Genomic DNA, 14,215 nt, shown 5'->3' on the forward strand with positions numbered 1-14,215 from the left:
GCATGCGCGCCTCGGACCTTCCCCTCCCCCATCTGGCAGCCTCCCATTCCTGCGTTATACGTCCGTTCATTATAGAGGTACGACGCAAAGGCGGCACGACCCCTCCGAAGGATGGATCGTGCCGTATGCACAATGCCGTGCCGCCATTCGTTGACGAGGCGGCGCGATGCTGCATCGTTGATACAAGGAAGGCTCCAAGAAGCGTCCGTCGGATCAACGTGTACGAAAAGCCCTTGTCCTCCCCTATGCGAAAACGTACGCGCAGGCCGTCTCCTGGGCTTGACGGCCGTTCACGTTGATGTCGCAGACGGCGTTGCCGCCCAAACGATTGCCGCCGTGGATGCCGCCGGTCACTTCGCCTGCAGCGAACAAGCCCGGAATCGGATTGCCGTCGACATCGAGCACTTCGGCAGCGGCATTCACGCGCAGACCGCCCATGCAGTGATGGATGCCCGGCGCCACCTTGACGGCATAGTACGGAGGGTTGACCAGAGGATTCAGACTCTTCACGCGACCATAGGGATCATCTATGCCATTGGCGATATTGTCGTTGTACGACGTGATGGCCTCGACCATAGCATCGGCAGGAACCTCCATCTTATCGGCGAGAGCGGCGAAGTCGTCAGCTATCTGGATGAGACCGCGCGCAACGAACTTCTCCTCGATGGACAGGTTGTTGTCATGGACGGACTGGTCGAACACGGCCCAGGCGAACTTGCCCGGCTGATCCCATTCGCTTGCAGACACGACATCGCGCGTACGCAGCTCATTGCCGAAGCGCTCGCCGTTCGCGTTGATGAGCACGGCGCCATCGCCGCGGATGTTCTCCGACAAGAGCGTTGCGGTCGTCTGCTCGACGGTGGGATGCACCTGAATCTCTCCGATATCCACCAGATCGGCACCGATGGCCTGGGAAAAGACGATGCCGTCGCCCTGGGTTCCCGGCTGGTTCGTAGTCACTGCATCGATAAGCTCGGGACGATACTGGGCGAGCATCTCATGATTCGCGCCGAATCCGCCGGTTGCGACGATGACCGCCTTGCACGCATACACAATGGGAATCCCGTTAGGATTCGTCGCACGTACACCCGAGATCTTCCCGGCATCGTCGACCATAAGCTCCTCGACCTTGGTATTGCAGATCGCGCTGATGCCGCGTTGACGGCACTGTTCAGTCATGCCTTTGACGATGTACTTGCCGACAGCCTCGCCAGTCTCAGGACGATGTATGCGCTTGACGCTCGCACCGCCCGAGGTGCCGAGTTTCGAGAGCGTGATGCCCATGCTGTCGAGCCAGTCGATGGCATCGCTCGAGTTCTCGCACATATGGCGGATCAAGTCGAGGTTGCCCTTTTCGTGCCCGCCTTTGTACGTGTCGCTCACCATGAGATCGACGCTGTCTTCGATGCCCTCGGCGGCTTGGAATTTCGTGCAGCACGCATTCATGCCTCCCTCGGCGAAACACGTGTTGCCGCCCGCCACAGGCATCTTCTCAAGCAAACAGACGCGTGCGCCCTGATCGGTCGCACCGACCGCAGCAGCCATGCCCGCACCGCCGGCCCCGATGACCACGATATCGAATTCGCCGCCGTCGATCTCGGTCGACGCCGCCTCATCCTCGAGGCTGCGCGGATTCCCGCAGCCTGAAAGCCCGAAAGCCATCGTGCCTATGCCGGCGACGAACGCGCTGCCGAGAAACGAGCGTCTCGTGACGCCCCTCTTCATTTCAGCCATGATTCCCTCCCCTGCTACTTCTCTTGACGATACGGAATGCTCGCCCAGCCCTCAGGCACGTTCTCGGCGGCCTGGTAGTGGCATTCGGAGCACACCATCACGGACTGATCGTGCATCTTGTGGCAGCTGCCGCATTCGGTCACGCCATGCTCGGTGAAATCATGCGGGTTCCACGCCATGCTCGAGGTCTTTTCCCTCAGTTGATCCAGATCCATGTTGTGACAGCTTTCGTTCAGGCAGAATTCTTGCGTGGCGAACTCTTCGCTACGCGGCACGAGGTTGCCGCTCGCCTCATCGTAGGCATAATCGCCCGTCACCCAATGGCCCGCCTCCTTGACCTGCTGATCCAGCTTAGCCGGATGGCAGTCGAGGCAGCTCTTGCCCGCAAGCTTATGCACGTGGGCGAGCTGGGTGCCGTCATCGTTGCAGTAGCTTGCCACGTACGAGTCCATCGGCGTATGGCAGATGGCGTTGCAGAATGTCGGCTGCTCGTGCCAAACGGCGAAGCCTCCTATCGCCGCGACGATCACGGCCGCCACCACGCCGATCGCGATCGCGCGTTTCCTCTTAGCCGCAGGCGCCTTCGCTTTCGCGGAATCATGGCCGGAGGGCCCGTGCCCGTCCTCATGGATTTCGCCCATGGTCTTTCTCCTTCCTCGTCCCCCTGCGGCCGGAATCCCCTTCGCCCGTCCGCTCGATACCGTTCAGCTTAGAGGGGCAACGCAGCGGCCTGCACGCCCGAAAGGGGTGGTTTGCAGCTCTGACAGGGTGGAATGCAAACCGCCCCAAGGAGTTTGATGCGAAAGGGCAAGACCTGCCAACGTGCTCCGCATGCCAAGAAGCAAGCTGCTTCTGATTTTTCTCGAAATATCCTTGCGTTTAAAGTTAACGTTGTTAACATTACTGACAGCCGGCAAAGTTTACGTTGTTAACTCTAAGAGAAAGAAGCCGCCATGCAAACGGAACGCAAGACGCCTCTCATTGATCTAAAGGGCGTGAGCAAATCCTTCGGAACGCACCGAGTCCTCGAAAGCGTCGACCTCAAGGTTCATTCTGGACAAGTGCTAGGCCTGCTCGGAAGGAACGGGGCAGGCAAATCAACGCTCATCGACATCATGTGCGGAATGCTCGCCGCGGATGCAGGGAAGGTCTCGATCTGCGGATGCAATCCCGCAAGCCGTCCGGCGAGAAAACTCATAGGGTGCGCGCCCCAGGACATCGGCGTCTATCCCGATTTGACGGTACGACAAAACCTTGCCTGCTACGGAGCGATCGAGGGGCTCTCCCGTCGAAAGTCCCTCGAACGAGCGCAAGAGGTCATGAAGCTCCTCGGAATCGAAGAGCAGGCACGCCAGAATGCGCGCAACCTGTCCGGCGGCCAGCGCCGCCGTCTCCATGCAGGCATGGCGATCATGCATAAGCCGCGCGTGGTATTCATGGACGAACCCACCGTGGGCGCGGACGTCGAGGCTCGCTCCAGGCTCCTCAAGACGGTTCGCGCGCTCGCCGACGAGGGCGCTGCGGTAGTCTACACAAGCCATTACCTCGCTGAATTCGAGGAACTCGGTGCAGACATAGCTGTGCTCAACGACGGCCGCATCGTTGCATCCGGCACGTTGGATGGAATCGTCCGGAAGCATGCAAGAGCATCTGTCGTGGTGAAGTTCGCCGGATCCTCGCCGGCGATTCCCGGCTGGAAGGCGGCCGCCGAAGGCATCCAACCCGTCGAAGAACCCACCGATCCGGGCCGCGCGATTGCCGACCTCCTTGCGAATCCGGCGGCAAGAGGCCTGAAAGTGGACGACATCCGGATAGAAAAAGCGAATCTGCAAAGCGCCTACCTCGCCATCATCGGAGAAAAGGAGGTCGACGATGCAGCTTAAACGCTTCGCCGCGGTCGTCCGGCTCAACCTCCTCCTGCAGCTCAGAAATCCGACCATCACCCTGCTCATGACCGTCATCCCGCTCGTCATGGTTCCCTTCATGGAACCCGCGTTCAAATCCATGCTTCTTGCGGATGGCTACACCGAGGCAACCGGTGTAGAGCAGGCAGTGCCGTCCATGGCCGTCCTCTTTGCGTTTCTAGCGGTGCAAACCGTCATCCAGTCGTTCTTCCACGAACGAACCTGGGGAACGTGGCCGCGCCTTGAGATGTCTGCCACCTCATCCGGGACGCTGCTCATGGGAAAGGCCCTCGTCGCCTACCTTATCCAGTCCCTGCAGGCCGTCGCCGTCATTGTTTTGGGAATGACCCTCTTCGGGTTCCGCCCTGCGGGCGGCGTCGGTGCCTTGCTCGTCGTCGTGCTGGCGTTTTCGGCGGTCCTCGCCGCACTCGGCGTGGCGATAGCCCTCGTAACGCCGTCGGAGGAGGTCGGCCTATCGCTGTCGAACGTCATCGGGATGCTGGCAGCAGGTGTTGGCGGATCGTTCTGCACGGTCTCGAACTTTCCCGACTGGGCCCAGTCGATCGCTCGGCTTTCTCCCGCATACTGGGCGCTTAACGCCTCGCATGCCGTGAGCCTGGACGGAGCATCGGTGGCAGACATTCTGCCGCAGCTCGGGATGCTTGCGGTCTTTCTTGTCGCCATCGTCTTCGTCGTGGTGATACGCTGTCTGACCAAGAAAGGCGATTCGACACGAGGTTAGGAAACGATATGCCGGAACGCACGGGGGCTTCCGTCCGCGCCCATTCGCTGTCGCGAAGCAAAATCATTTCGGCTGCTCTGAAGATGGTGGACGAAGAGGGCCTGAACGCTCTATCGTTCCGCTCTCTCGGCAAGCGCCTCGGCGTGTCTCAGACGGCGTTCTACCGTCACGTCCCCGACAAAGCGGCCCTCCTCGATGGCGTCTCGGAAGAGATATGGCGTGAAGTCCTCGAAGGCTTCCCCAGCAAAACGACGAATAAGGACGGCACCGCCGTAGGATGGCGGGAAATCATGCGCGACTACGCCCGTGCGCTTCACGACGCGCTTCTGGCGCATCCGAATGCAGTCGAGCTCGTCCTCACGCATCCCATCTCAACCCCAGGACAGTTTTCGCTCATCGCGAAGGCGCTCTCCGCGTTTGATTCGGCGCAGCTCGTGCATCCCGACGACATGCTGGCACTCATCACCGTCGTCACCGTCTACACGACGGGCTTTTCGGCAGCAGAGGTGGCCCCTCCTGCCGGCGGAGAAGCGGGCCGTCCATCGTCGGGATTCGACGAAGCCCTCCCCTTGATGGCAAGGGACGACCGCCAGGCCCTCGAAGCCCTGGTCGGACAGGTCATGATCGGACAATGGAATCTCTCGGAGCAGTTCGAGGTCGGTCTAGAAGCCATGCTCGGCGGCTGGGGGAACCGACGGAACGCTGCGGCAAGATCTCCTGAAGGAATTTCGGAACGCGCAGGCGCATGCGGATGAAATCCGCTGAGCGATGTCGCCTTGAAACGCAAGAACCCGCCTGACGACTCAGGCGGGTTCGCATGGATTCCGAATGGTGCCCCTGGCAGGATTCGAACCTGTGGCTTTCTGCTCCGGAGGCAGACGCTCTATCCCCTGAGCTACAGGGGCACGTAGAATGGATGTCGGTTATTATACGACATCTTGCATGCATGCGACGGATGGGGAAACCGATGCTTGAAGAACTCACCATAGAGCGGCTGTCCTACGGAGACGAAGCCGTGGCGCACCTGAGCGACGGGCGCGTGGCTTTCATCGAGGGCGCCTGCCCGGGCGACCGCGTGCGCGTGGATATCACCGAAGGTAAAGAACGCTTCGTGCGCGGACATGTGACGGATATCATCGAAGCATCCCCCGATCGCGTCGACCCACGCGCACCCTTCGAGATCGAATGCGGAACCTGCGGCTGGCAGCTCGTCGCCTACGAGCGTCAGCTCGTCGAAAAACGCGACAACATCGTCGCGCAGCTTGTCAAAGTGGCGCATGTCGATGCGGAGCGCGCCCAGAGCATCGTCGCACCCTGCATTCCGAGCGATCGACCGTGGGGGTATCGCAACAAGCTCGAATTCGCCTGCGCGACCGACGCCTCGGGCTTCACGATGGGATACCATCGCAAAGGCGCCGACGGTATCGTATCGCCCAAGGAATTCCCCCTGGGATCGCACGCGCTCGCGAAGGCGCCGAAGGCCGTCCGCGGTGCGCTGCGCTTCCTTGCGGGCAGCAACGACCTGGGCATCTACCGCGTCGGTATCCGAGGGTCGATGCGCACGAAATCGCTCGAGGTAGCGCTCTGGACCGAAGGCGGCAACTTCCCGCGCGTCGCCGTGGCGGGCACGCTTGCACGCGCCCTCAAGGCGTCGAGCATCGTGCGCGTGGCGACCGGCGGCCCTCAGGGCGCACGCAAGGTCAAGGGCGTGGAAGTGCTTCACGGAACCGGGTATTGGAAAGAACGCCTCTGCCAACAGTCATTCAAGATTACGGCGCCGTCTTTCTTCCAAGTGAACACCGAGCAGGCGGAACGACTTGTGGAAACGACGCTCGAAGCGCTCGACGTGCGCGAAGGAGACGAGGTGGCCGACCTCTACTGCGGCGTCGGCACCTTCACCATCCCGCTCGCGCGCACGGGCGCCCATGTCTACGGCGTGGAGAGCTACTCGTCAAGCGTGCGCGACCTGCGGCGCGTAGCCGAGGAGACGGAACTCGATATCGACGTCATCGGCGGCGATGCCGCGCGCGAGCTGCCGATGCTTGGGCATCTCGACGCCGTGCTCGTCGACCCGCCGCGCGCAGGGCTCGACGCATCGCTCGTGAAGAGCATCGCCGAAGCGGGTCCGACGAAAGTCGCGTACGTGAGCTGCGATCCCGCCACCTGGGCGCGCGACGTCGCGCGCTTCGAGGCGCAAGGCTACGAACTCACACGCGCGACGCCCGTCGATCTCTTCCCTCAGACCTATCATGTGGAGACGACGAGCCTCTTGATCCGAAAGTAAGCGACGAAGGGTCGGCGGCATCGAGGCCGCAACCAAACGCAAGGATGCGGGCGCACCGAAAAGACTCGTTACGCCCGCATTTCATTGGAAGATCCGACCTTGGCCTTCAAACGATCTTCGCCTTCGAATGGTCCGGCTGCAAATCCGACCGACAAGCCTTAGCCGATCCTCCTACGCGATTCCAAGGCAGCTGCGCACTGAAATACGTCCGAATGCGCAGCATTCTCCCAGGTTGCCGCCGCCGTTGTACATGTTGCACCACACGCTGCCGAACTCTCCCGCGCTGAACAGGTGAGGAACGGGCTCGCCGTAAAGATCTATGATCTGTCCTTTTTCGTTGCGACGGGGGCCGCCGTCGGTGTTGAGCATCGTCGCGGAACAGTGGCATGCATAGAACGGCGCCTTTTTGATCGGGGTCAGCGTGTCGGCAGGACGATGGAAGTACGGGTCGTTGCCGGCATCGCATGCATCGTTCCACTGGTTGATGGTGGTCACGAGTTCGGAAGGCACCATCCCCAGCTTGCCCGCAAGATCCTCGACGGTATCGGCGGAAAAGCCATAGCCTTCGCCCGCCGGATCGAACGCAGGGGCGATCTCGTCGGCCATCATGCCCGCATAGCCATCGGCATCCAGGATATACCAGGTGGTTTCCGGCATGGGCAGATGAGGCCACTCGCCGCCGAACTGCATATGCCCGTGGCGCGAACCGACATTGGTCTCGAGCGTCATATCGCTCATCGTCGACCAGTCGATTTCATGGTCGGAGTCCCAATCCATGAAGAAACGGCGGCCGGCGGTCGACACCGTGATGCCGTACTTCTTGGGCGTACGCATCGTCACATCCGTGCCATCGATCGGGGAAACGCTGGTCCAGAATCCGGCGCAGCTGTTCATATGCCACATATCGGTACCGATGCGAGCGCAGATGTAATGGCAGTCGCCTTCATTCATCCGTCCGGCGATCGGACGTGCCGTGGTGCCCGAAAGGTAGTCGGCGCGCATCTGCGCATTGTTCTCGAAGCCTCCGCAGCACATCACGACGCCCTTGCGCGCCTTGATGTAGTACGTCTTGTCGTCGAGATCGTATACGCCGCCGACGACCTCCTTGCTGGCAGGATCCTGCACGAGGGCGGTCAGGCGCGCACCGAGCTTGTGGTCGATGACGTCGGAGCGGTCTTGAACGATGCCGTGCAGGAATTTGATGACGTGGTCGTTCTTCTCGCCCTTGAACCACAGGACACCCAGGTTGTATGCGTCGGGAAGCTCGGCGTACTCGGGATAGCAGGTTGCGCCGCTCCCATCGACGAAATGCTCCTCGAACATGACGTCGTCGGCGTTGAAGCCGGGCAGCGATTCGAGCCAGGTGCGATTCTCGTGGATGCCGGCCGCAAAGGCGTCGAGCACGGCATCGGGCGTATTGTCCATCGTGCCGCGAAGCTCGTAAAGATACCTGCGGAAGCCTTCGGCATGGTCGTCGTCGGTCCACAAAACGCGGCCTGCGGAAAACGGGCTGTCGCCCGAACCGGTCGGATTCGTGCCCTTCTCGAGAATGACGCACGACGCCCCATCGCCCTCCTGGGCGACGGTGATCGCAGAAGCCATGCCGGCAAGGCCGCCGCCCACGATGAAAACGTCAGTCTCTTCGTCCCACGAAATATCCTCGATCGACTGAGCGTCGTTGTTCTTGTTGGCCGTCTTCGGCGCGCATCCGCCGAGACTTGCCGCGGCGACGCCGGCAACAAGCGTGGCGCCTGCCGCCTTGATGAACGAACGACGGCTCTGCGTAAGGTTGAGAGACGTGCTGTAATCCATGGAACCCTCCTTAAATCCAGGGACCGCCCTTTTCGGTCCCTCCTTCAGGCGAAGACCTTAGCGCGAGGAGCCGCTCGCACGCACCACCCGAGACGGGGCCTTTTCATGAAAAGACACCGCCCCGAAACGGGTTGTTTTCACTAAAGCACCAGTTCATTTCCACGAGGTAATCGCCGAAGACCCGAAGGAGCATCCGATTTCAAGAAACCCGAAGGCGCGCCCGACCGAATGCAGAACGAACGTGCCGCCGCGTTACGGGACGTGGGATGCACGCGCACCCGATCCGCGCGCCGCATACGTCTTACGCAGGAAAAGACGCGCCTCTTCCGCTGGGGCGCACCTGATCGCGTACGGGATGAGCGGTATCATGATGAAGATATTCGAACGAAGATTCCTATGCAGCGCCAGTGCGCAAAGAATTTGAAGGATGGGAATTCATGGCACAGCAAGGGACGAATGATTCGAGGCAGGACGCCCGCAACGGATTCGCAGGATGGTTCCATGTTCCCTTCGTAGGCATAGCGTGCGTGCTGGCTTGGGCGTTCCAAGTGAATGCGCTTGCCGGCACGGGCGACGTTTCCGACCAGACGGCATGGATCGCATCGTATGTCGCCCTTTCGTTCGTTATGCCCGTCATGGGCCTGATTGCAAAGCGCATTCCTCGCGTCGTCTCGTTCAAGGCGATTCCCTTCGCCGCGGCCGCAGCAGGAGCCGTCGGCACCATCGGCATCTTTACGGCAGGCGTGACGTCGACGACCTGGCTGCTATATGTCTCGACCATCATGTGCGCCTGCGTTATCGGATGGCTCTATCTGCAATGGGCGCTCTTCTTCATCCGTTTGGACGTTTCCGAATCCATCTTCTGCCTCTTCGCAGCGAATATCATCGGCTCCCTCATGAAGGAAGCGATGCACCTGCTTCCTCCTGTCGGCTCCTGTCTCGCTGCCGCATGCCTGCCTGCCCTTTCGGTCCTGCTCTGCCTGCGCGCCACGACCCTGGTTCCCAAACCCGAGGCGCGCGGCCACCGTTTCGGGCCGGGCACGTTCAAAAGCCTCTGGAAGGTCGGTGCGACCATCGTCGTGTTCAGCTTCGTGACGGCATATCTTATCGGCAGCTTTTCCGGCAACCAGAGCATGCTTTCCCTCGGCGAATTCACAGCCGCACGCATATTCGAGATCCTCGTGTCCCTTGCCGCCATCGCAACGGCTCGAACATTGAAGGGATCGTTCAATTTCGCGCATCTTTGGCGCATCATTCTGCTCGTGCTCGCCATCGATCTTGTCTGCGTCATCGTTCTGCCCCAATACCCTATGCTGCGCTGCGTCGAGAGCAGCGTGTGGGACCTGCTCGTGATCTTCTCCTGGCTCACGATCGCCGACATCGCGCGCCACATGAACGAACCTCCGGCATTCGTATTCGGCATGACCTGGCCGGCCTATACGCTGCCGTTCGCCCTCGGAACGCTGGCAACAGGCTTCATGCGCGCGCACGCTATCGGCGGCGTCTCGGACGCATTCATCGCGCTGCTCATGTTCGCCCTGCTTGTAACGGCGCTTATCTACCTTGAAACAAGGGATCAGGATACAAAGCAGATATTCGCGGATGAAAAGGCGCCTGCGTCGAGCGCGTCGATGGACGAAGGCCGCACCCTCGAAGCACGCTGCAACGAGCTTGCAGGAGAATTCAAGCTCACCCCTCGCGAGGTCGAAGTCATGATGTACCTGTACAGAGGGCGTACGAAGGCGTACATCGCCGAGACCCTGTTCCTCACGGAGAACACGGTGCGCGGACATGCCAAACACCTCTATGCCAAACTTGACGTGCACAGCCGTCGCGATCTGCTCGACCTGATCGATGCCGTGGATACGGATTCGCAACGAACCGATGTCCGAAGCCTTCGAAGCGAGGGGTAGTCGAGCGTGCCGCGCCAGGATGGCATGCTTGGCAGACTTCGCCTGCGCACTAGGATATTTTGCTTCATGTCGAGCGCCTCGACGGGATTCTCGGATGCCATTCCAGCATGACGAAGCATCGTGCATACCGAGATGTCGTGTCCGCCGCGCCGCCTTGCGTGCCGAGTCGACTTTGCTATAATTCGACATCCCTGCTCAGCAATGGAACGTCGGGATGTGGCGCAGTTTGGTAGCGCGCCTGCTTTGGGAGCAGGATGTCGCAGGTTCGAATCCTGTCATCCCGACCATCGCATCGGCATCCAAGCGCGTATGCGATGCCGTCCACGGGCTTCTCTGCCCATGCGTTTCTCCGCTGCGACGTATCGCCGGTTCATCGATAGAGTCGACGTCATCGAGGCAGCCCTGATGGCCTGACCACGGATATCCTTGCTTCCCGGGCGAACGGATTGAAGCCGACATCGCCTAGACGGACGAGAGCCGCTTCAGCATCACGCACAGAAAAGCCGCCAGGAACGAGACGGCCGCAAGCGCAAGCATGACGGGGACAAGCCCGATCGCATCGCCCTCCAGCCCCAGGAGAGGTTCGACCATCCCTCCAGCGCACACAGCGATTCCATAGGAAAGACCCGACGCCATGCCTAGGTGGCGGGGAACGTAGCCCATACCGAGCGCCACCGCCGACGGATAGAACAGATCGAGCGCAACCGCCAGCACGAGCGTGAGGATAAACGCTACGGCCACGATGCCATTGAACGCGAACCCGACGATACCGATGCCCATGAGAACGCAGCAGGTCGTCATGAGCCTGATCGTCCCCGTCTTCTCGGCAACGCGACCGGAAAACGCCGTCGCAAGCGCAGCCGCGATGGAAAAGACCGATATGGCGGTGGAGCTTAGGACTTCGCTCTGCCCGAGCATCCCGACAAGGAACAGCGGAATGAACGCCATAAGGCCGTAGTGCAAGATGGAACGCATCGTAAGCACGCCCATGACGATGCCGAACAGCCCCCAATGCTCGCGTGCCGTCGAATCGCCGTCTGCAGGGGATGCCGCAGTTCCCAGAGCCTTGAAGCGTCCGTTGAACCCGAGAAGCAGCATCGCGCAGACCGTGGCCGGCGCGAGGAACACCGCCGTGCCATGCAGCCCGAAGGTGGAAACGAAGATCGCGCACAGGATGGGGCCGATGAAAAAGCCAATATTCCCGCCCACGGCGAAGATGCTCATGCCGTTGCCCTTGCGCTCTCCGGCGGCCAAATTCGAGAGGCGCCCTCCTTCGGGATGGAACATCGCCACGCCGATGCCGCTCACCGTGGCCGACGCCACGACCCACCAGTATCCGTGCTCCTGCACATACCCTATGCCTGCCATGCCGAGTCCAGCGATGAAGACTCCGAGCGCCATAAGCCAGGGCGACGGATGCTTGTCGCCCAGCCATCCGAACAGAGGCTGGATGACCGCAGACGCGATATTGGCCGCGAATACGAGCATGGTCGCCTCGAAATAGGAGTATCCGCTTCCCACAACGAGAAAAGGAAGGACGGCGGAAAGGGCCCCTTGGTTGATGTCGGAGCACACGTGCCCCGTCATGGTGAGGTAGTTGGCGAGCGCATCGCCGCCCGATCGTTCTGTCGCGTTCTTTCTCGCCGTCATCCGCGCAATCTTCCCCATAGATCCGCTATTCGCATTCGCATTCGCATTCGCATTCGCATTCGCATTCGCATTCGCATTCGCATTCGCATTCGATGGTATCCTCCGCACTCATCGGAGGCTATCCCTGCAGTTTCAGGTTTTTCAAAATATCGTCAGAGCTGGACCTGACGCGCGTGCGTTCGAGCGCCATTCCTCCACGCCTCGACGCCATGCCGAGGGCTTTCCGAAGAGACCGGAAGAAACCAGGCATCCGAATTTCGCGACGCCGCTGCCTGATGGATTATTCATCGGATTTATCCGATGACGCAGGGCTCTTGGGGTATAATCCCTCTGTTTCGCGGGTGTAGTTCAATGGTAGAACCTGAGCCTTCCAAGCTCATGACGCGGGTTCGATTCCCGTCACCCGCTCCACGAATGCACGAGAGCCGCCTTCTTCGGGCGGCTCTTTCTCATTGCAGTCCCGTCTGGAGCTTCGCCTTTAACGCACGCAGCGCGTTTCCTCGGTGCGATATCGCGTTCTTTTCATCCTGACCCACTTCGGCAAGCGTCTTCTTCTGCCCGAAGGCATCGGGCAGAAACAGCGGGTCGTAACCGAACCCTTCGCTTCCCCGCAGTTCATGGCCGATGCGCCCCTCGATGAAGCCCATCGCATCGGTTCGCGTGCCGTCTTCGTCGATGAAGACGAGCGCGCAGGCGAATCGCGCCGTGCGCGCGTCATCGGCCACGTCTTCGAGCCCGGCCAGCACCTTCGCATTGTTCGCCGCATCGTCGCCGTGCACCCCGGCATAGCGTGCGGAGAAGACGCCCGGCTCGCCGCCGAGCGCATCCACGATGAGGCCCGAGTCGTCCGCAAGCGCGGCAAGACCCGTATGCATATGCGCCGCCTGCGCCTTGATGAAGGCGTTGCCGGTGAAGTCGTCGGCGTCCTCCGCAGGTTCGGGGTATGGCTCGCATTCCGCAAGCGTCACGAAGCGCCAGCCGGGAAAGTCGAGCGCGGTGCGGATCTCTTCGACCTTATGCGCGTTGTTGGTCGCGATGACGACGATCTTTTCCATATCTGCCGATCTCCTTCGTTGAATGGCAGGCGATCGCATGCCCCGATCGCCGCGGTCGGGACGATGATCGGATGAGATGCGCCGTGCAACGGCTGCATCTCGGTGCCTGCGATGCCCGTACGACCTGAGAATGCCCTTATGATGAAGACATCTCTGTAGCGGACGCTATCTCCCGACAGCGGCGCGCTGTTTCTCGAGCAGACCGTCGATGCCCGCCTGCGCCATGTCGAGCATCTCATTCAGCGTCGCCCGCGAGAACGAGACCTGTTCGCCCGTACCCTGAACCTCGACGAGCTCGCCCTTTCCGTTCATGACGACGTTCATGTCTATCTCTGCCTGGGAATCCTCGCGATAGTCGAGATCGAGCAGCAGACGTCCGCCCACCATGCCGACGCTTACAGCCGCTACCTGGCCGAACAGCGGATTCGTCTTGCAACGTCCAGCCATGCGCCACATCTCGAACGCATCCCATGCCGCCACCCAAGCGCCCGTGATGGATGCCGTGCGCGTACCGCCATCGGCCTGAAGGACGTCGCAGTCGATCGTCATCGTGACTTCACCGCCCATGCGGCCCATATCGCAGACGTTGCGCAGAGAACGCCCGATCAGGCGCTCGATTTCCTGGCTGCGGCCTTTGCGGCCCTTGGTTTCGCGCGGAGTACGCTTGGTGCCCGCGGCGGGAAGCATGGCGTATTCGGCCGTGAGCCAGCCGAGGCCCGAACCCTTGCGCCAGCCTGCGACGCGGTCTTCGATCGTCGCGCTCACGAGCACATGCGTATCGCCGAATTTCACCAGGCAACTTCCCGAGGCGTTCTTCATGACGCCCCGTTCGAGCGTGACGTCGCGCATCGCGCGGTCAAGACGATTATCGACCCTCTGTGCGAACATAGGTTCCTCTTTTCTCATCAACGTGAATCAACGTGCGATCGGCATGCGTGCGAAGCGTCCGATGCCGAGGCTCGGCTATCGCGCGGTTTCGACAAGCCGGCACAGGTCAGCAAACGCGACGCAGTCTCCTTCGCTGCATTCCCTTCCAGGATTCCAGCATGCCACCGGCATGGCTTTCATTGCGAATCACAGCATACGTTTCTTCTCAGCCCGCTCGTCGCCGCACCTCGTTC

General features: G+C 61.0%; 11 protein-coding genes and 3 tRNA genes. 7 read left to right on the forward strand and 7 right to left on the reverse strand.

Annotation, left to right across the window (positions count from 1 at the left end; translation table 11 throughout):
- Window positions 1-243: 243 nt before the first annotated feature.
- Window positions 244-1,734, reverse strand: coding sequence for a flavocytochrome c (locus HMPREF0762_RS06825; RefSeq protein ID WP_006362838.1), 1,491 nt, complete (start codon window positions 1,732-1,734; stop codon window positions 244-246).
- Between the two features lie 14 nt (window positions 1,735-1,748).
- Complete coding sequence (locus tag HMPREF0762_RS06830; protein WP_006362839.1) at window positions 1,749-2,375, reverse strand: cytochrome c3 family protein; 627 nt, start codon at window positions 2,373-2,375, stop codon at window positions 1,749-1,751.
- Window positions 2,376-2,687: 312 nt separating this feature from the next.
- Here HMPREF0762_RS06830 and HMPREF0762_RS06835 point away from each other — a divergent pair, with 312 nt between their 5' ends.
- The 3 genes from HMPREF0762_RS06835 to HMPREF0762_RS06845 are packed head-to-tail and all read left to right on the forward strand — an operon-like array spanning window position 2,688 to window position 5,135.
- Entirely contained in the window at window positions 2,688-3,617 is a 930-nt protein-coding gene (locus tag HMPREF0762_RS06835) for an ABC transporter ATP-binding protein (protein ID WP_006362840.1), read from the forward strand.
- Window positions 3,607-4,380, forward strand: a complete 774-nt coding sequence (locus tag HMPREF0762_RS06840) for an ABC transporter permease (protein WP_006362841.1) — start codon at window positions 3,607-3,609, stop codon at window positions 4,378-4,380. The genes HMPREF0762_RS06835 and HMPREF0762_RS06840 overlap by 11 nt, the downstream gene beginning before the upstream one ends.
- 8 nt (window positions 4,381-4,388) lie before the next feature.
- Window positions 4,389-5,135, forward strand: coding sequence for a TetR/AcrR family transcriptional regulator (locus tag HMPREF0762_RS06845; RefSeq protein WP_006362842.1), 747 nt, complete (start codon window positions 4,389-4,391; stop codon window positions 5,133-5,135).
- Window positions 5,136-5,209: 74 nt separating this feature from the next.
- Here HMPREF0762_RS06845 and HMPREF0762_RS06850 read toward each other — a convergent pair.
- Window positions 5,210-5,285, reverse strand: a tRNA-Arg gene (locus HMPREF0762_RS06850).
- Between the two features lie 62 nt (window positions 5,286-5,347).
- Here HMPREF0762_RS06850 and rlmD point away from each other — a divergent pair.
- Complete coding sequence (rlmD, locus tag HMPREF0762_RS06855) at window positions 5,348-6,664, forward strand: 23S rRNA (uracil(1939)-C(5))-methyltransferase RlmD (protein ID WP_115314250.1); 1,317 nt, start codon at window positions 5,348-5,350, stop codon at window positions 6,662-6,664.
- A 171-nt stretch (window positions 6,665-6,835) separates the two neighbouring features.
- Here the strand turns inward: rlmD and HMPREF0762_RS06860 are convergent, their stop codons facing one another.
- Window positions 6,836-8,476 (reverse strand): FAD-binding protein, encoded by a 1,641-nt coding sequence (locus HMPREF0762_RS06860; protein ID WP_006362844.1) that lies wholly within the window; start codon window positions 8,474-8,476, stop codon window positions 6,836-6,838.
- 437 nt (window positions 8,477-8,913) lie between these two features.
- Here HMPREF0762_RS06860 and HMPREF0762_RS06865 point away from each other — a divergent pair, with 437 nt between their 5' ends.
- On the forward strand, window positions 8,914-10,389 hold the full coding sequence (locus tag HMPREF0762_RS06865) for a helix-turn-helix transcriptional regulator (protein WP_006362845.1): 1,476 nt from the start codon (window positions 8,914-8,916) through the stop codon (window positions 10,387-10,389).
- Between the two features lie 210 nt (window positions 10,390-10,599).
- Window positions 10,600-10,676, forward strand: a tRNA-Pro gene (locus HMPREF0762_RS06870).
- 175 nt (window positions 10,677-10,851) lie between these two features.
- On the opposite strand, the gene HMPREF0762_RS06875 is transcribed toward HMPREF0762_RS06870, so the two are convergent.
- Complete coding sequence (locus HMPREF0762_RS06875; RefSeq protein ID WP_245935533.1) at window positions 10,852-12,039, reverse strand: MFS transporter; 1,188 nt, start codon at window positions 12,037-12,039, stop codon at window positions 10,852-10,854.
- Window positions 12,040-12,376: 337 nt separating this feature from the next.
- Between HMPREF0762_RS06875 and HMPREF0762_RS06880 the strand changes: the two genes are divergently transcribed.
- Window positions 12,377-12,450: transfer RNA gene (locus HMPREF0762_RS06880), tRNA-Gly, on the forward strand.
- Window positions 12,451-12,488: 38 nt separating this feature from the next.
- Here the strand turns inward: HMPREF0762_RS06880 and rdgB are convergent.
- Window positions 12,489-13,094, reverse strand: a complete 606-nt coding sequence (gene rdgB / locus HMPREF0762_RS06885) for an RdgB/HAM1 family non-canonical purine NTP pyrophosphatase (protein ID WP_006362849.1) — start codon at window positions 13,092-13,094, stop codon at window positions 12,489-12,491.
- A gap of 165 nt (window positions 13,095-13,259) precedes the next feature.
- Window positions 13,260-13,982 (reverse strand): ribonuclease PH, encoded by a 723-nt coding sequence (rph, locus tag HMPREF0762_RS06890; protein WP_040619400.1) that lies wholly within the window; start codon window positions 13,980-13,982, stop codon window positions 13,260-13,262.
- Window positions 13,983-14,215 lie beyond the last annotated feature (233 nt).

The organism is Slackia exigua ATCC 700122 (genome assembly GCF_000162875.1).
Classification (GTDB): Bacteria; Actinomycetota; Coriobacteriia; order Coriobacteriales; family Eggerthellaceae; genus Slackia; species Slackia exigua.